This window comes from Carnobacterium funditum DSM 5970, assembly GCF_000744185.1.
GTDB lineage: Bacteria > Bacillota > Bacilli > Lactobacillales > Carnobacteriaceae > Carnobacterium_A > Carnobacterium_A funditum.
In genome coordinates, this window is sequence record NZ_JQLL01000001.1 from 1911563 (window position 1) to 1928939 (window position 17377).

Below are 17377 nucleotides of genomic sequence, written 5' to 3' on the forward strand. Positions count from 1 at the left end.
TTTCTTTTATTTAGACGCATTGTTAATTTACGAATTTTTAAAGTCCGTAAAAATAGAACTCTAACTAACAACTTTTGTTGTTAGAATGGTATATTAGATTGGAAGACCGTAAGCATCATTATTGTAAGCTTGCTTACAGTTAGAGAGTTGAAACTTTGATAAGCTATATATACATCATTCAATAGTAAGGAGTACAGGGCTATGTGGAAAGGTAGATTTTTATTAATCGGACTGACAGTACTATTTCTCTTGTCAGCTTGCTCAAATATTAAAGAAACAAGCGAAATATCAGTGGAAGAAATGATGCAAAAGAATTGGGAAACGATTGAAAAAGAAGCGGAAGAAACGACTGTAAATCTTTACATGTGGGGAGGCGACGAAGGTATTAATCAATACATCGATGATTGGGTTGCGCCACAGTTAAAAGAACAACATGAGCTCACTCTTCGCCGAGTACCTATGGATTCACCTGAAGTATTGATGAAATTATTGAATGAAAAAAAAGCGAAACAAACGAGAGGGACCATAGATGTGATTTGGCTCAACGGAGAAAATTTTGAAAATGCTAAGAAAAACGAATTATTATTTGGGCCGTTTTCTAACCAACTTCCAAATGTAAAAAACTATGTAGATACAAAGGCTTTAGATGTGCTTTATGATTTTGGAACAAAAGTAGACGGGATGGAAGCTCCTTGGGGAAAAGTTCAGTTTGTTTTTCAATATGACCAAAATAAACTGGCAGACCCTCCCAAAACTTTTGAAGAATTAAAAGAATGGGTGAAAAAGAATCCTGGTAAATTCACGTATCCTGATCCATCAGATTTCACTGGGAATGCCTTTTTACGGCATTTATTCTACGAATCAGTAGGGGATGTGCAAACGATTTTAGATAATGGATTCGATTCTACATTTGCAAAAGAAAATAGTCAAGAGATGTGGGATTTTCTGAACGAAGTGAAACCTTATCTGTGGCAAGAAGGAAAAACATATCCAAATGATCTTACACAGTTAGATCGTTTGTATAGTCAAGGAGAAGTCTCTATTACCATGGGTTATAATGAGGCAAGAGCGGAAAAACTAGTCGAAAAAGGCATTTTTCCTGACTCTACTCGATCATTTATTCTAAATTCTGGATCTATTGGCAACACTCATTTCTTAGCGATTCCCTTTAATAGCCCGAATAAAGAAGGCGCACTAACTGTTACAAATTTTTTACTATCGCCAGAGGCACAATTGAAAAAATTAGATACTTCTTATTGGGGAGACAATACATCATTGGACATACGTAAACTTTCAAAAGAAGAACAAAGTCAATTTGAAGCGATTGAGAGGGGAAAGACCGTCATACCGATAGAAATCTTGAAGGAGTTTGCCCAACCGGAAATTGATGCTAACTATGTACCATGGCTAAAGGAGAATTGGATTAATGAAGTGGTACGATAAAAATAAACCTTACCTATTAGTTGGACCTGCCATTTTGATGACAATTTTGTTAGTTGGATACGGTTTATTAATGGTCTTTGTAGAAAGTATCCTATCGAGTGGCTCCTTGAGTCTAGAAATTTATCGAACCCTGTTAAGTGATGAAATATTTCAAAGCTCCTTTCTTTTTAGTGTGCGAATCGCGGTGGTATCTACTCTATTATCACTTGGAATTGGTTTTGTACTCGTTCGATCGGCTTTTCCTGTATTAAAACGGAGCTTTCCCAGATTGATTTCTTGGTTACCCATGCTCTTTCCGCATTTTGTTTGGGGCTATATGGTTTATCTTTTATTTTCTCAAACCGGGCTTTTTTCAACCATTTTCAATGGACTTGGAATAATAGCTCTGCCAGGAGACTTTCCCAATTTATTTATGGATTCAGCTGGTTTAGGAATAATGATAACTTATATATGGAAGGGAGTTCCATTCGTTATTTTAATGCTACTCCCCGTTTATGAACAATTATCTCACTCTCAAAAGGAGTTAGTTTTTACATTAGGAGGGAAAAAAGGTGCTGTTTTTAGATACGTTGAATGGCCTTATGTCTTCCCGGTGTTGTTAGAAACTTTTTTCATCATTTTTTCTTTTGTACTAGCAGCATATGAAGTCCCAGCTCTGTTAGGCGCTACCTATCCTAAAATGATTTCCATATTAAGCTACGATTGGTTTTTTGGAACAAACTGGGAAAAACAACCTTACGCATATGCCACAATGGTTATCGTAACTAGTTTTATCGTTTTTTTTGTTAGCATCTTATCTTTTATAACAAGAAGGAGTAGAAAACACCTTTATCAAAATCAAAATGATGGAAAAAAAATAGAGTCAATAGGACACTTTTCTAACTTTTCTTTTTTAAACATAGCTTTTCTAAGTTTACTTCCTACACTTTTTTTATTTCTATCCAGTTTTGTGAGTAAATGGGAGTCCGGTATGATTCTACCAAAGACTATCTCCATTCAAGGATGGCGCGTTCTTTTTCTTGAGCAACCCCATCTTTTGGAGGCGATTCTTACGTCAATAGGTATCATCCTATTAGCGTTATTGCTTAATGTAATCATGGGTATTCCAGCGGCGAATGCTTTGGCGTTTTATGAATTTAAAGGAAAAGCAGCAATAGATACACTTCTTTTGTCTCCTTTATTCGTTCCAGTTTTAGCTGTAGCAATGGGGATTCATCTGACGTTTATACGCTTAGGGATAGCGAACCGTTGGATTGGTGTTGTTCTTATCCATCTTGTTTTAACGTTACCGTATACAATTAGGATTTTACGAGCAGGTTTTGAAAGGGTTGGGAAAAAGCAAGGAGAGCTGGCGGTATCTTTAGGAGCTAAACCGTTCAAGGCGTTTTATTTAATTTACTTGCCCCAGCTTTTACCTAGTTTGAGAAGTGTCGTTTTTATCGTTACGGTCGTTTCATTAAGCCAGTATTTTGTAACGGCACTTATAGGAGGAGGGAATATATTGACCTTACCATTACTTTATTTCCCTTTCTTTCAATCAGTAGATCAGTCAATTATGGCTAGTTTTTCGTTAATATTTGCAATCATACCGGTTGGGATATGGGCGGTTGTTGAGTTAGTGTTAAAAATAGTACTACCAAAGAAATTCGGGTGAGACCATGAAAAAGACCTATATAAAACTTACAAATTTATCGAAAATATATGAACATCAAAAAATTATAGCTATTGATCAACTATCCATCCAAAAGGGAGAAATTGTCTCTATGATTGGACCTTCAGGAATTGGGAAAACCACACTATTAAAAATGGTAGCTGGATTAGTAGAATATGATTCAGGAGAGATTATCATTGATGGTTATTCGATGAGTGGAATATCACCACAAGAACGTCCAGTCGTTTACCTGTTTCAAGAATCCCTCTTGTTTCCGCATTTGAATTTGCTTGAAAATGTAACCTTTGGACTAAAAATGGCTAAAGTAAAAAAAAAGGCACGCAATCAAATGGGCGTTGATATGTTAGAAAAAGTCGGATTAAAAGATTATACAGAGCGTTATCCTCATGAATTGTCAGGAGGACAAAAACAGCGTGTAGCTTTAGCAAGGTCGTTAGTGATGAAGCCAAAAGTACTCCTTTTAGATGAACCTTTTTCTAATTTGGATCCTGAGTTGAGGAAAGATACAAGACGCTGGATGAAGCAGTTATTAAAAGAAGAAGAAATGACTGTTTTATTCGTTACCCATGATTTAGAAGAGGCAATGGCGCTAGGAGATCGCGTGGCCATTCTTGGAGAGAGCAAATTGCAACAAGTGGCAAGTCCAAGTGAATTATATGATGCACCAATCAATTCGTATGTCACAACTTTTCTACAAAGCGGCATTTGGCGAGAAAAACGTTTTATTTCTGAAAATAGATTAGTCTTTACAGATGCTAAACGGTTAGGGAAACAAGGTTCATGGAAGGCAGAAGTAATCGAAACTTTTTATAAAGCAGGAGAGTACTATACAGTTATCCTATTGTCAGATACGGGAGAAAAATTAACCTTGAAAGGATCCAAAAAAACTTCTGTAGGAAGTGTCGTTTATATAAAAGAAAAATAGATCGCTTACTTGGAAAGGGTGAAAATATGAAGAAAAGTGATGGGCTTATTTTACTCAGTATCCTTGCTTTTTTACTCGTACTATTCTTTTTAAATCAAACCGTATTTAACATAGAAGCAGAAACGATACAAAGTGAAATAATTGAATTAGGAGTCATTGCACCGTTCGTTTATGTATTTTTTTATTCGGTACGGCCATTAATTCTTTTTCCAGCATCCGTTTTATCTTTAGCCGGAGGGCTTGCATTTGGACCCTTATATGGAACCCTTTTAACACTTACCGGTGCATCGATAGGCGCCTATCTATCCTTTTTAGTCTCACGAAAAGTTGGGAGCAAATGGATAGAAAAAAAGGGAGGTCATCGCGTTTTGAAATTGAAAGATAGTTTAGAACAGAAAGGCTTTATCGTTGTGTTGGTAATGAGACTAGTTCCACTCTTTCCATTTGATTTAGTCAGTTATACAGCAGGATTATCTAAAATAAAAACAAGAGACTTTATGTTGGCAACGGTACTTGGAATGATACCAGGTACATTCGTGTATACCTTTTTAGGGGCTAATGCATTGTCATCTAATATGGGAAGGGTTGCATTAGCAGGGGGACTGTTTATTGTTATTACGCTGATTCCAACCTTATTCCAGAAAAAAATCCGCAAACTATTAAAGATGAAGGATGAAAGTGAGGAGTAAAACAATGCTTGATACTCACGCAAGAAAATATGTTCAACCGGCTATAGAAAAAATAGCACGAATCTTTTTGAAGGTTGGATGGAGTGCAAATCAGGTAACGTGGTGTGCTTTTTTTATAGGTGTTTCTTCAGGAGTGTTTGTTTATATGCAACAACCCTTGATAGCTGTTTTAGTATTATGGATTTCTGGATTTTTAGATGCGGTAGATGGAACAATGGCGCGATTATCTAAACCCTCACTTTGGGGAACGGTACTTGATATTACGTTTGATCGAATCGTTGAGATTAGTGTCATTTTAGGATTAGCATTCGCTTTCCCAGCTTCACAAGGAGCACTTTTGTTACTCAGTGTTTCGATTATTCTGTCGATGACAATCTTTCTCACAGTAGGAGCGGTATCAGAAAAAAAGGGGATAAAAACTTTTTACTATCAAGCAGGTCTAGCGGAAAGAACAGAAGGATTCATCTTATTCTCACTCATGGTTCTCCTTAACACTTATTTGATTGGATTCACTCTTCTCTTTTTCGTGATTGAGTTAGTTACAGCAATTCAAAGACTAATGGAAGCAAGACGGATTTTAAGTAAGTAGGAAGGCGGGTAATAGGATGAAAAAATATGATGTAATCGTAATAGGTGGAGGAGCGGGCGGTCTAACCGTCGCTTCAGGGGCAAGTTCCCTTGGAGCCAAAGTAGCATTAGTTGAAAAAGGACAGTATCTCGGCGGCGACTGTCTACATGTTGGATGTGTGCCTTCAAAAGCATTGATTCAAGCCGCGAAAGATAGTTACACAGCAAGAAATAAAGCCACGAAGTTAGGACTCCATTTTTCTGGGGAGATAGATATGAAAGAAGTGAAAAAACGAGTTCAAGCATCTATTTCAACGATTCAAGAACAGGATAGTGATGAGCGTTTTTCAAATATGGGAATAGATATCTATAAAGGGAGTGGTGAATTCACTTCTAAAAATATTTTTAGGATAAAAGATACTGAAATTTATGGGAAGCGGATCATCATTGCTACCGGTTCAAGACCATTTGTTCCAAAAATTGAGGGACTAGAAGAAGCAGGATATTGGACGAATGAAACGTTATTTCAACAAGAAGTTCTACCAAAAGAATTGCTAGTACTTGGAGGTGGACCGATAGGCTTAGAGTTAGCACAGGCTATGGCTCGTTTGGGATCGGTTGTTACTGTCGTAGAACAAAAAGACTCTCTTTTGAGTACAGAAGACGCTACAATTCAAAAAGCTGCAGTAAAAGTACTTGAATCTGAATTAACGTTTTATCTGAATGCTGAAGTTAAAAAGGTTGTCGTTCAAAACGATAAAAAAATAGTGACTGTGGATAAAAATGGCCAACAGATAGAGTTAGTAGTGGATGAAATTTTAGTAGCGGTAGGACGTCTCCCAAATAGTGATTCACTTCATTTAGAGAAAATAGGTATTGAAGTGGATAAAAGAGGTCATATTTTGACGAATGAAAAGTTACAAACAAACCTTTCGACTATTTATGCGATTGGGGATGTGAATGGTAAATTTCCATTTACACACGTAGCTGGAGAAGAAGGAAAGACCGTTGTACAAAATGCTGTATTAGGATTCCCTAAAAAGATGAAATACAATCAAATACCTTGGATTATCTATACAGATCCTGAAATATTCCATATTGGTTTAACAGAACAAGATGCAAAAGAAAAAGGGATAGCAGTCTCTATTTACGAGATTCCTCTTGCAGAAGTGGATCGTTTTGTAGCGGACCATGAGGATAGAGGACTTGTCAAAATACTGACAAACTCTAAAGGGAAGATAGTAGGTGCGCATGCATTTGGCAAAGGAGCGGGTGATTGGATGCAAACCATCGTATTTGCAATCGCACAAAATCATAAGATTGGAGAACTTTCTCAAATGATTTATCCGTATCCTAATCATGCAGCGGCTATTCAACGCACAGCAGATTTATATTGGAGAGAGAAACTATTCTCGGGTTTTCTTCCGAAACTATCTAAAAAATATATTCAATGGTTTAGGTGAAGGTAGAAAAGTGAATTATTTTATAAGAAAAGCACCATTGATCCTATTGATTGAACAGTTCAATAGCGCTTTTTAAAAAAGTTTAGAAGCGAAAAGAATCTATAAAACGTTTGTCGATATGGTGCTTGATTCTCCAAGGTATCTTCCCATGTAAATAAAATGGTCCATAGGTAAGCAGTCCTTCTTGGTTGCCAGTAGATAAGATGGACAGAAATCTTTTCTGTGGAATAAAAGGAAGTAAATCCTGGTTTTCTAAATAGCGTTTTAAATTTTGTGTTAGTAATTGGCCTTGTCTCACAGCATACACCCCGTTCTTAGGCAGTAAAGGATACTCTTCTACGGTAGCACAATCGCCAGCTCCAAAAATAAAAGGATACTGTTTGTGTTGCAAGGTGTTTTTAACCAGCAGGAATCCATTAGCGTCTTTGAGGAGAATGTTTTCTGTGAATAGAGGACTTGCGACAGGTCCTGTTAAAGACAGGAGATGACTCCATTTAATTTTATGATTTCTATCTGTAATCAGAAAGTTTTGATCGAGGTGTTCGATTCTTTCATTCTCAAAAACTTCTAGTCCTTTTCTTTTTACTACTTGTCTTATTTTTATGGATGCCTTTCTTCCATAAGAAGAAAGTAGAGGAGATGAACTGATTAATTTTACATTCGCTTCTTTCTTGTTTGTCTTTCTCCAAGCGGCTGTAGTTAGTGCTAGCTCAACCCCTGCGGAACCACCTCCAATGATTACAGGCTGTTCACCTAATCTGAATGCTTCTATAATAGTAGTAAACTTATAATTCGGTTTAATACTTTTGATAGCAGTGGAGTTAACTAATTTAGAAATACTGGATCCAATGTTAACGGAAATCGTATCAAAAGAATAGGTATGACCAGAACTTCCTTCAATGGTTTTGTCTAGAGGGTTCAATCTAATGATTGTGTCCGCAACAAATTTTACAGAAGCTCTATGACAGAGTTGTTCGATGTTAACGCGGATATCTTCCTTTTCATATAGTCCTTCTGTAAACCCTGAAAACATTCCTGAATAGTACTGATAAGGGTCTGCAGAAATAAGAACAATTTCATGCGGAATAGAGGTTGTAAGTAGTTCGCGAAGAAATATAAGGTGCGCGTGACCACCACCGATAAGGACTAATTTACTCATTACTTTCACTCCAGTGTAAGTTTGAATTGTTGAAGATGGATAGGTTATATCTAAATTGTATGAGCTCTATACTATCTTAAAAGGAATAAAAGGAAAATGGAAACTTTTTATCTTATTCTAATTGAAAAATTGAAAAACTGATCCGACTAATAAAGAACGAGCAACAATCCAAACCGGTTATTCGTTGCATATGTATATGCACGAATGAGGAGTGTAATGGGTGAGCAATTATTTTAAAGTTACTTAGCTTCAATATAATCAATGAAGCAATGATAAATAAAAGCTAAAAAGACAAAAAAAATGGCTTTAATCAAAATTGAAACAACAGTTATTTTATCTATCTACGATGTAAGGATAACTACTGTTAATTAACACAACAATAAATGGTAGAATAGAATGAAATAAATAATAATGGTTCAATCAAGAGAACAAAGGTTGCCAGGTTCAAGTATAGTTTGAAGGAGGAATATCATGAATATCGTCATTGTAGGTGGTTCTTTTGCTGGGATAACTGCGGTGCTAACTGCTCGTGAAAAATATAAGGAAGCAACCATTACTCTAATAGAAAAAGAAGAGACTATTGGTTTTATTCCTGGTGCACTCTATTCTCTATTAAATGGGGAGATAGAAAGTTTAGCAGAGGCACACTTTACGACAGTAGAAGCAGTAAAACGATTAAACATTCAAGTCATTTTAAATGCAAAAGTTGAAAATATAGATACAGATAGCCAACGATTAACCTACAAAAAACTGAATCGATTAACCGTTATCTCTTATGATAAACTAATTTTAGCGACAGGGTCTGTTCAAAATTCTTATCAGATTAAAGGAATGGAATCAAATAAAATAATAAGGTATAAAACTGTTGAGAAAACGAGAATGGCACTAGAACTAGTTGAAAACAATCAAGTTTTTACAATAGTCGGTGGGGGTCAAATCGGTATTGAAATGGCAGATTGTTTGATCAATCAAAAGAAGAAGGTCCAATTGATTGAAAGCATGAATGGAATAGTCATGAAATATTTTGATCAAGAAATGGTGGAACCGCTTTTAAAAGAAATGCAAGATCAAGGGGTGGTTTTTTATTTTGATGAAACGGTAAAAGAAATCAAAGAAGTTGAAGAGCATTTGATTCTTAAAACACAAAATCATGCGATTAAAAGTGACTGTGCAGTCTTTGCGTTAAGCGTAAAACCGAATGTTCCTTATCTAGATTCTAAAATACGTTGCCATGAAGATGGAGCTATCTTTGTAGATGAGTATTTACAAACCTCAGTAGAAAATGTTTTTGCAATCGGAGATGCTATTCAAATGCCTTCAAGTTTATCTGATGAAACATTTTACATCTCTTTAATAAATAACGCCGTTCGAACAGGTGTTGTGGTAATAGATAATTTAATGAAACCCCAAACACCTTTTATTGGAACAGCTCGAACAATTGGAACCAAAGTTTTTGGCTATTATATTGCAAGTACAGGGATGACAGAAACAGAAAGTATCTTTTTTGATGAAGAGATTGCAGTTTCTCATGTTTCTCAGCCTGCTTCTTTATTTAATGGAAAACAAACAATCAATGGCAAATTGATTTATAACACTGCTTCAGGGAAAGTATTAGGTGCGCAACTCATTTCTAAAGTCAATATATTGGAAAAGATAAACACTTTATCTTTAGGTATACAAATGGGGATAACATTAAACGAACTTGCCCAAAAGGATTATTTCTTCCATCCCTCGTGGAGTACAGTGTATGACATAACAAATCAACTTGGCTTAATGAAAGACTAGGTAAAGCAGATGAAAATTGAAGATTTTTTAGAAAAAAGAGAAGCTTTTCAAATGAGAATATTAAAAAAACTCATTCTTGAAGGGGGTAGAATTACTTATGAAGAACTGCGTAAGGACCTTACCATCACCAAATCTTCATTAGAAAATTATTTAGAAGAAATGAACGATTATTTAGAAGCTTACCAAGAAGATTGCCGAGTGGATTCAGATGGAGCCTGGTTAACCTTATTTATGAGCAACCATTTTTCCATAGTGACCGTTTACAAAGACTATCTCAAACGATCGCTAAAATACCAGCTGATTGATTATATTTTTAAACACCAAGAGTTTACAGTAGTTAAAATTATCAGTGATCTTTCTATTAGTGAATCCTCTTTATTTCGGAAAATAAAAGAACTAAATGGTGTGCTCAAAGAATTTAATATTAAAATAAAAAATGGCCATATCCATGGCGAAGAGTTGCAAATTCGTTATTTTTATTTTCAAGTTTACTGGTTTGTAATGAACTACGAAGAACTCCAAGAGACAGTACTAACCAATCAAAATCAAACGTTAATCAATGGTTTTGAAAAAGAGTTAGACATTAAAATAAGTGGTTTTAGTCGAAGGCGTGTCAGCTTATGGTTTACGATTAGTAAAAAACGAACGTCCATTTCAAAAAAAATCTATAAAAATATGGTACAAAAAATGGAGCCATATAAAAATGATTATGTGAATAAACAAGTTCGAAAACTTATCCTGCTTTATTCCAGCCGTTACTCGATTGAAGTCGAGGAAGAAGAAAGTATGATTCATTTTATTTTCTTAACGACTCAGTCAGTCTTATCAGAAAAAGATTTTATTAACTATGATTTAGTTCGCAGCCGCAGAACACCAACAGCATTAGTGGATACTCTTTTAAGAGAAACAGTTCTGTTGTATTATCTGCCAACCAAACCGACTATTGTACTAGAAAGAAAAGTGACTTTTTACCTTTCACAAATTAATGGCACATTGTATTTTTTTGAAGGGGCACTTGAGATGAATGATTTAAAAGACTTTACCGCAAAAGAAAGCGAAGTCTGGGGAAAAAATTTGGAAACCTTATCTGAACAGTTATTAAAGACAGCACTTGAAACAATTGGAAAAGCAAACTCTCCAGTAGGCTCTTTGCAAAGATTAACTTTATTGGAGTATTCAACGGCTCTGTCCATTGTTGATTTCAATATTTCAAAAGAATTGTTGATCGGGATTGATTTGAATTTGATGGATATGCATGCAGAATTTTTGACACAAACACTGATGTTAAACTTAAAAAATGTTATTGGCATTACTGTCGAAGAATACCGCGATCATCACACGTATGACTTAGTTATCACGACAAATTTAGCTTCACATTTTTATTCACGAGCAACAGAAATTTACATTATTTCAGAATTTTGGTCGAAATTCGATATGAATCAAATTAAATGTCGAATCAATGAACTAAAAATATGAAATTGGTTAGATAAGCTAGGATTGAAACCGTCAACCTGCGTTAGCAAGCAACTATCGATGCAACAAATATCTTGAAAAAGTCCATTCAATTAGCAGTTGAATGGACTTTTTACTGAAAAATTAATTGATAAAAAATAATAGAGTTAAAAATTTAGTTTGCTAAAAAGTTAAAAAATACAACGGAAAGGACTAGTATGAAACAGTTCTTGAAAAATACTTTCAAAAAAGCTAGAAAAAAAGAAAAAACTTGGGAGTATTTGAGGAAGAAAAAAGATTACTATAGGTTTATAGAAAGAATACGCTTTCAAAAAACAGGAGGGTTTAAAAATGACAGAAAAAAAATACATTATGTCGATTGACCAAGGAACAACAAGTTCAAGAGCGATTATTTACGATAAGAACGGAAGAAATGTAGGGAATTCTCAAAAAGAGTTTACACAATTCTTTCCCAATGATGGTTGGGTAGAACACAGCGCGAACGAAATTTGGAATTCTGTTCAGTCTGTTATTGCTGGAGCTTTTATTGAATCAGGTATCCGGCCAAATGAAATTGCTGGTATCGGTATTACAAACCAACGTGAAACAACTGTTGTCTGGGATAAAAAAACAGGTTTACCAATATATAATGCGGTTGTATGGCAGTCTCGTCAATCTTCACCAATTGCGGATCAACTAAAAGAAGATGGGTATGCTGACTTCTTCCATAAAAAAACAGGTTTAATCATTGATGCTTATTTTTCAGCAACGAAAGTTCGTTGGATTTTAGATCATGTAGAAGGTGCACAAGAGCGAGCTGAAAAAGGGGAGTTACTTTTCGGAACAATTGATACATGGTTGGTTTGGAAATTAACGGATGGTGGTTCACACGTAACAGACTATTCCAATGCAAGTAGGACAATGATGTTTAATATTCACGAGTTAGACTGGGACCAAGAAATTCTAGACTTATTAAACATTCCTAAAGTGATGTTACCAAAAGCTTGTTCTAACTCTGAAGTTTACGGTCATACACGTAGTTTCCATTTTTACGGAGCAGAAGTTCCAATCTCAGGAATGGCAGGAGACCAACAAGCTGCATTATTTGGACAAATGGCTTTCGAACCAGGGATGGTTAAAAATACTTATGGTACAGGGTCATTTATTGTAATGAATACGGGTGAAACGCCTACTTTATCTAAAAATAATTTATTGACAACGATTGGTTACGGGATAAACGGTAAGGTTTACTATGCGATTGAAGGAAGTGTTTTCGTAACAGGTTCTGCCATTCAGTGGTTAAGAGATGGACTAGAAATAATTAAAAATGCTAGTGAAACAGAAAAAATCGCGGTGGAATCAACAAGTGCGGATGAGCTTTTTGTAGTACCAGCTTTCACTGGCTTAGGAGCACCTTATTGGGATTCTCAAGCTCGTGGCGCTATTTTCGGAATTACTCGTGGAACAACAAGATCCGATCTTGTTAAAGCAACTTTGCAATCCATTGCTTATCAAGTTAGAGATGTCATTGATACAATGAAAGAAGATACAGGCATTGACATTCCTTTACTAAAAGTCGATGGTGGCGCAGCAAACAACGATTATTTGTTGCAATTCCAAGCAGACATCTTAAATTCTTCTGTTCAAAGACCGCGTGATTTAGAAACAACTGCTTTAGGTGCTGCATTCTTAGCAGGTTTAGCTGTTGGATTCTGGAAAGATTTAGATGAATTAAAAGAATTTTATGAAGCCGGCGAAGCCTTTGAACCATCTATGCCAGCAGAAAAGCGTGAAGAGTTATATGACGGTTGGAAACAAGCTGTCGCTGCTACACAAATGTTCAAACCTACCTCAAAATAATCTCAGATAAAAAGGAGGAAATGACGATTATGAATTTTTCAAGTGAAACACGACAACAAACAATTGAAAATGTAAAAAAAACGCAATTAGATGTGTTAATTATTGGAGGAGGAATCACAGGTGCGGGTGTTGCGCTCCAAGCGAGCGCAGCTGGTATGGAGACTGCTTTAATAGAAATGCAAGATTTTTCAGAAGGCACCTCTTCTCGATCAACAAAATTAGTCCATGGCGGCATTCGTTATTTGAAGACTTTCGATGTTGAAGTAGTAGCTGATACTGTAACAGAGCGAGCAGTTGTGCAAAGCATTGCTCCCCATATTCCAAAACCAGCACCAATGCTGTTACCCATCTACGATGAAGCAAATGCTACTTTCAATATGTTTTCTGTTAAAGTTGCAATGAATTTATATGACCAACTCGCTAATGTTACGGGTAGTAAATATGCAAACTATACGTTAACGACTGAAGAAGTATTGAAAAGAGAACCTTACTTGAAGAAAGATGGTTTACTTGGTGGTGGCGTTTATCTTGATTATAAAAATAATGACGCTCGACTAGTTATTGAGAATATTAAACAAGCAGCAGCTGATGGTGGACATATGCTTAGTCGAGTAAAAGCCATTGGATTTATTTATAATCAAGATGGTCAAATAGAAGGCGTCCATGCCAAAGATAGAGTAACAAATGAGACATTTGATATTAAAGCTAACCTTGTTATTAATACAGGGGGACCTTGGGTGGATCAAATTCGCCAATTAGATAAATCAAAAGAGGTTATTCCTCAAATGAGACCCACAAAAGGGATTCATTTAGTCATTAAAAGCAGTAGATTACCTGTTCCTCAACCGACTTATTTAGATACTGGGAAAAATGATGGTCGCATGTTCTTTGTTGTTCCTAGAGAGAATAAAACGTATTTTGGGACAACCGATACAGACTACCAGGGCGATTATTTGAATCCAATGGTCGAAAAAGAAGATGTTGATTATCTATTAGAATGTGTGAACTATCGCTACCCAGCAGCTGACATAACCTTAGCAGATGTTGAATCTAGCTGGGTTGGATTACGCCCATTGATTTCAACAAATGGTGGATCAGATTATAATGGTGGCGACAATGGCAAGATTACAGACGATAGTTTTACTAAAGTCGTTGATATTGTTACAAAGTATAAAGAAAAAATGGTTGATCGATTTGCAGTAGAAGAGGTTTTAAGTGGTTTAGAAAGTGAATTATCAGAAGGCGAAGATAATCCTTCAGCTGTTTCTCGCGGAAGCGACTTAACTCGTGAAGAAGATGGGTTAATTACATTATCTGGGGGGAAAATTACAGATTATCGTAAAATGGCAGAAGGTGCTCTAATCTTAATTCAAAAGTTATTGAAATCAGAGTTCCAAAAAGAGTATACGCTAGTTGATTCTAAGACTTACCAAGTTTCAGGTGGGAAAATGGATCCACAAAAAGTTGAAGAAACGTTAGCTGAATTAGTTAAGGAGGGAATAAAAAAAGGCTTGTCAGAAAAAGAAGCGACTTATTTAGCTGATTTATATGGCACAAATGCGCCGTTAGTCTTTAGTAAAGCCAAAGAAATGAAAGCCTTCCCAGGATTAGGATTGGGCGAAAGTTTAAGTTTAGATTATGCTATGAATGCAGAAATGACGTTAACACCTGCTGACTTTTTAGTTCGTCGGACGAATTATATGTTGTTTATGCGTGATAGCTTAGACGCAGTGAAAGAACCCGTTATTGAAGCGATGGCAGATAGGCTTAACTGGACTCAAGAAGAAAAATCTAGCTATATTACTGAGTTAAACAAAGCAATTAACGACTCAGACTTAACTGAATTGAAAGAGGAGAGATAAAGATGAGTGGAGATACATTACAGATTTTCAGTGAGTTTTTGGGAACGTTGATTTTGGTTCTTTTAGGAGACGGAGTATGTGCGGCAGTTAATTTGAAACAAAGTAAAGCAGAAGCTTCCGGTTGGGTCGTCATTGCTTTAGGATGGGGTGCAGCAGTAACAATTGCAGTTTATATATCAGGATTTATGGGACCTGCTCATATAAATCCAGCGGTAACTATTGCAATGGCCATAGCAGGTAACTTTAGTTGGAGTTTGGTTATACCGTTTATACTTGCACAAGTGGCAGGTGGGATAGTTGGAGCTGTTTTAGTTTGGTTGACTTATATAGATCATTTCAAAGCAACAGAAGACCAAGGATTTATTCTGGGAACGTTTGCAACTGGACCAGCAATTAAAAATCATCCAGCCAATTTGATGACAGAAACAATTGGAACGATTGTTTTAGTGTTAGGGTTACTATCATTCTCGCAATATACTTTTGCAGATGGAATGAATCCGATGGTTGTAGGTTTGCTGATTGTTTCAATCGGACTGTCACTAGGTGGAGCAACAGGTTATGCTATTAATCCAGCTCGTGATTTAGGACCAAGAATTGCACACCAATTTTTACCAATTGCAAATAAAGGCGATTCTGACTGGGGTTATGCATGGGTACCAATCGTAGGACCAATCTTAGGTGCAGTTATAGCAGCAGCAATCTTTTTGGTTATGACGTAAACAATAGTTAAATAAAAAAAGGATTAGAACGTTGTCTAATCCTTTTTTTGTTTGTAGTAATTTATTTTTTAAAACAACTGTCTAAATGATCGTCTATTATTCCAACGGCTTGAAGATAGGAATAGACAGTAACGGGACCTAGAAATTTAAAGCCTTTTTTCCTTAAATCCTTACTGATTAAATCAGATAGGTTTGTTTGTGAGGGCACTTCTTTTGTCGTTTTATAATGATTCATAATTGTTTTGTGATCTGTGAAACTCCATATATAATAATTAAAACTGCCATATTCTTTTTGAATGTCGATAAATTTATTAGCGTTGTTTATGGCAGATTCAATTTTCTTTCGATGCCTTATAATTCCTTCATTAATAAGCAATTCAGCTATGTTAGTTTCATTATATTCAGCTATTTTTAGATAGTCAAATTGATCAAAAGCTAATCTAAAGTTTTTCCTTTTCATTAAAATAGTATTCCAACTCAATCCAGATTGCATTGATTCTAATAGTAAAAATTCAAAATGAAGCCGATCTGTATAAACTGGAACTCCCCACTCATTATCATGATAATTTAGTTGAAGTTCATTTCCTTCGCACCAGTCGCATCTTTTCAATGGTATCATCCTCCTTCAGTTAAGAGAAAAGTGAGCACATTCTATTATAACATGATAATTGCGCGAAATTATTTAATACCTTATGTCTTTAAAAAGTACACAACACCTGAATAATTCATAACTATCCTTGAAGTTAACCAACTAAATATTGTCTATTTTTGTGAATAAGATACGATAAGCTAAATGGTACTGTCAAATCTGTTAAATGATAAAGGTTTTTATTAAACTGAAGCCTTTTTTCTTGCTTTTTTATTCGAGTGGAATATACTTAGATTGTAACTGTTACAAATTGATGTTTATTCTAACTAGGAGGAATGAAAAAGATGGAACTTAGTGATAAAGAGAATGGTAAGAAACCATACGTAGTGGATATCGAAGAAGCAACTGTTCAAAATGATACGTATCGCACAACTATTTGGACAGGTGATAAATTACAAGCAACAGTGATGGCGATTCAACCCAATGATGATATTGGATTAGAAGTTCATCACGGAATTGATCAATTTATTCGTATTGAAAAAGGACAAGGTTTATGTAAAATGGGTCCAACAGAAGATAATCTAAACTTTGAACAAGCAGTCAAAGACGATGATGCGGTTTTTGTACCAGCTGATATGTGGCATAATATCTTGAATACGGGAGATAAGCCGCTGAAATTGTACACAATCTATGCAGGACCAGACCATGTTCCAGGTACAGTACATGAAACGCATGACGATGCACGAAATGACCCTAATGAGCAAGAGTAGTTTAATTCTAAAAATAGTTTAATAATTTGAAAAATACCCCAAAAATTAGAGTGAGAAATCTAATTTTCGGGGTATTTTTCGGCTAAATGCTAATGAGATAAAAAGCATGTTGTTTGAAAATGCAGTTATATGCGCTAGAGAAAAAAAGAAAAGCTTATTTAGTGAAGTGGATTTTGAATTTTTAATTTTCGAAATACTATTGAAGCGTTACTTCTCAGTTGATTTTTGTACACCTTATAAGCGTACAAAAAGAACCCCTATCTGCTATGGTTGAAGCATAAACTAAAAACCATAGAAAAGGGGTTCTAAGATTGCTTGATTCAATTTCAAGAATTGAATTAAGCATGAATAGAGATATTCACTTAATTTTCAGGTGAAAAGATTTAAAAAATCTAGTTTTTAACTCTTTTCAAAAGTATGAA

14 protein-coding genes are annotated in these 17377 nt (G+C 35.5%); 12 read left to right on the forward strand and 2 right to left on the reverse strand.

The annotated features are described in order from the left end of the window. Positions 1-201: 201 nt before the first annotated feature. The 6 genes from BR44_RS08925 to BR44_RS08955 are packed head-to-tail and all read left to right on the forward strand — an operon-like array spanning position 202 to position 6759. Positions 202-1443 (forward strand): ABC transporter substrate-binding protein, encoded by a 1242-nt coding sequence (locus tag BR44_RS08925; protein ID WP_034551973.1) that lies wholly within the window; start codon positions 202-204, stop codon positions 1441-1443. Further along, positions 1427-3097 (forward strand): ABC transporter permease, encoded by a 1671-nt coding sequence (locus BR44_RS11360; RefSeq protein ID WP_084676129.1) that lies wholly within the window; start codon positions 1427-1429, stop codon positions 3095-3097. The genes BR44_RS08925 and BR44_RS11360 overlap by 17 nt, the downstream gene beginning before the upstream one ends. Positions 3098-3101: 4 nt before the next feature. Next, positions 3102-4040 carry an ABC transporter ATP-binding protein gene (locus BR44_RS08940; protein WP_051912660.1) on the forward strand — a complete coding sequence of 313 codons (939 nt, stop codon included), beginning with the start codon at positions 3102-3104 and terminating at the stop codon, positions 4038-4040. 26 nt (positions 4041-4066) lie between these two features. After that, positions 4067-4729: a TVP38/TMEM64 family protein gene (locus BR44_RS08945; protein WP_034551976.1), complete on the forward strand. Its 663-nt coding sequence runs from the start codon at positions 4067-4069 to the stop codon at positions 4727-4729. Positions 4730-4733: 4 nt separating this feature from the next. Then, a complete protein-coding gene (locus BR44_RS08950; RefSeq protein WP_034551978.1) occupies positions 4734-5318 on the forward strand; it encodes a CDP-alcohol phosphatidyltransferase family protein in 585 nt (194 codons plus the stop codon). Positions 5319-5334: 16 nt separating this feature from the next. Further along, positions 5335-6759 carry a dihydrolipoyl dehydrogenase family protein gene (locus BR44_RS08955; protein ID WP_034551981.1) on the forward strand — a complete coding sequence of 475 codons (1425 nt, stop codon included), beginning with the start codon at positions 5335-5337 and terminating at the stop codon, positions 6757-6759. Between the two features lie 82 nt (positions 6760-6841). On the opposite strand, the gene BR44_RS08960 is transcribed toward BR44_RS08955, so the two are convergent. Beyond that, the gene (locus tag BR44_RS08960; RefSeq protein ID WP_034551983.1) at positions 6842-7918 is read right to left on the reverse strand and encodes an FAD-dependent oxidoreductase; all 1077 of its coding nucleotides are present in this window, start codon (positions 7916-7918) and stop codon (positions 6842-6844) included. Positions 7919-8389: 471 nt separating this feature from the next. Here BR44_RS08960 and BR44_RS08965 point away from each other — a divergent pair, with 471 nt between their 5' ends. From BR44_RS08965 to BR44_RS08985, 5 genes are all read left to right on the forward strand, one after another. Further along, positions 8390-9703 carry an FAD-dependent oxidoreductase gene (locus tag BR44_RS08965; protein ID WP_034551986.1) on the forward strand — a complete coding sequence of 438 codons (1314 nt, stop codon included), beginning with the start codon at positions 8390-8392 and terminating at the stop codon, positions 9701-9703. Positions 9704-9712: 9 nt separating this feature from the next. Continuing rightward, positions 9713-11179 carry a helix-turn-helix domain-containing protein gene (locus BR44_RS08970; RefSeq protein WP_034551988.1) on the forward strand — a complete coding sequence of 489 codons (1467 nt, stop codon included), beginning with the start codon at positions 9713-9715 and terminating at the stop codon, positions 11177-11179. Between the two features lie 327 nt (positions 11180-11506). Further along, entirely contained in the window at positions 11507-13015 is a 1509-nt protein-coding gene (gene glpK / locus BR44_RS08975; RefSeq protein WP_034551990.1) for a glycerol kinase GlpK, read from the forward strand. 29 nt (positions 13016-13044) lie between these two features. Then, a complete protein-coding gene (glpO, locus tag BR44_RS08980; protein WP_034551992.1) occupies positions 13045-14877 on the forward strand; it encodes a type 1 glycerol-3-phosphate oxidase in 1833 nt (610 codons plus the stop codon). Positions 14878-14879: 2 nt separating this feature from the next. Beyond that, positions 14880-15596: an MIP/aquaporin family protein gene (locus BR44_RS08985; protein WP_034551994.1), complete on the forward strand. Its 717-nt coding sequence runs from the start codon at positions 14880-14882 to the stop codon at positions 15594-15596. Between the two features lie 61 nt (positions 15597-15657). On the opposite strand, the gene BR44_RS08990 is transcribed toward BR44_RS08985, so the two are convergent. Further along, positions 15658-16215, reverse strand: coding sequence for a DNA-3-methyladenine glycosylase I (locus BR44_RS08990; protein WP_211249872.1), 558 nt, complete (start codon positions 16213-16215; stop codon positions 15658-15660). Between the two features lie 314 nt (positions 16216-16529). Here BR44_RS08990 and BR44_RS08995 point away from each other — a divergent pair, with 314 nt between their 5' ends. Next, the gene (locus BR44_RS08995; RefSeq protein ID WP_034551999.1) at positions 16530-16955 is read left to right on the forward strand and encodes a cupin domain-containing protein; all 426 of its coding nucleotides are present in this window, start codon (positions 16530-16532) and stop codon (positions 16953-16955) included. The last annotated feature ends 422 nt before the right edge of the window (positions 16956-17377 follow it).

Excerpts from the sequence above, each read along its gene's own strand:
- BR44_RS08925 (WP_034551973.1), top strand. The coding sequence starts at position 202 with ATGTGGAAAGGTAGATTTTTATTAATCGGACTGACAGTACTATTTCTC.
- BR44_RS11360 (WP_084676129.1), top strand. The coding sequence starts at position 1,427 with ATGAAGTGGTACGATAAAAATAAACCTTACCTATTAGTTGGACCTGCC.
- BR44_RS08940 (WP_051912660.1), top strand. The coding sequence starts at position 3,102 with ATGAAAAAGACCTATATAAAACTTACAAATTTATCGAAAATATATGAA.
- BR44_RS08945 (WP_034551976.1), top strand. The coding sequence starts at position 4,067 with ATGAAGAAAAGTGATGGGCTTATTTTACTCAGTATCCTTGCTTTTTTA.
- BR44_RS08950 (WP_034551978.1), top strand. The coding sequence starts at position 4,734 with ATGCTTGATACTCACGCAAGAAAATATGTTCAACCGGCTATAGAAAAA.
- BR44_RS08955 (WP_034551981.1), top strand. The coding sequence starts at position 5,335 with ATGAAAAAATATGATGTAATCGTAATAGGTGGAGGAGCGGGCGGTCTA.
- BR44_RS08960 (WP_034551983.1), bottom strand. The coding sequence starts at position 7,918 with ATGAGTAAATTAGTCCTTATCGGTGGTGGTCACGCGCACCTTATATTT.
- BR44_RS08965 (WP_034551986.1), top strand. The coding sequence starts at position 8,390 with ATGAATATCGTCATTGTAGGTGGTTCTTTTGCTGGGATAACTGCGGTG.
- BR44_RS08970 (WP_034551988.1), top strand. The coding sequence starts at position 9,713 with ATGAAAATTGAAGATTTTTTAGAAAAAAGAGAAGCTTTTCAAATGAGA.
- glpK (WP_034551990.1), top strand. The coding sequence starts at position 11,507 with ATGACAGAAAAAAAATACATTATGTCGATTGACCAAGGAACAACAAGT.
- glpO (WP_034551992.1), top strand. The coding sequence starts at position 13,045 with ATGAATTTTTCAAGTGAAACACGACAACAAACAATTGAAAATGTAAAA.
- BR44_RS08985 (WP_034551994.1), top strand. The coding sequence starts at position 14,880 with ATGAGTGGAGATACATTACAGATTTTCAGTGAGTTTTTGGGAACGTTG.
- BR44_RS08990 (WP_211249872.1), bottom strand. The coding sequence starts at position 16,215 with ATGATACCATTGAAAAGATGCGACTGGTGCGAAGGAAATGAACTTCAA.
- BR44_RS08995 (WP_034551999.1), top strand. The coding sequence starts at position 16,530 with ATGGAACTTAGTGATAAAGAGAATGGTAAGAAACCATACGTAGTGGAT.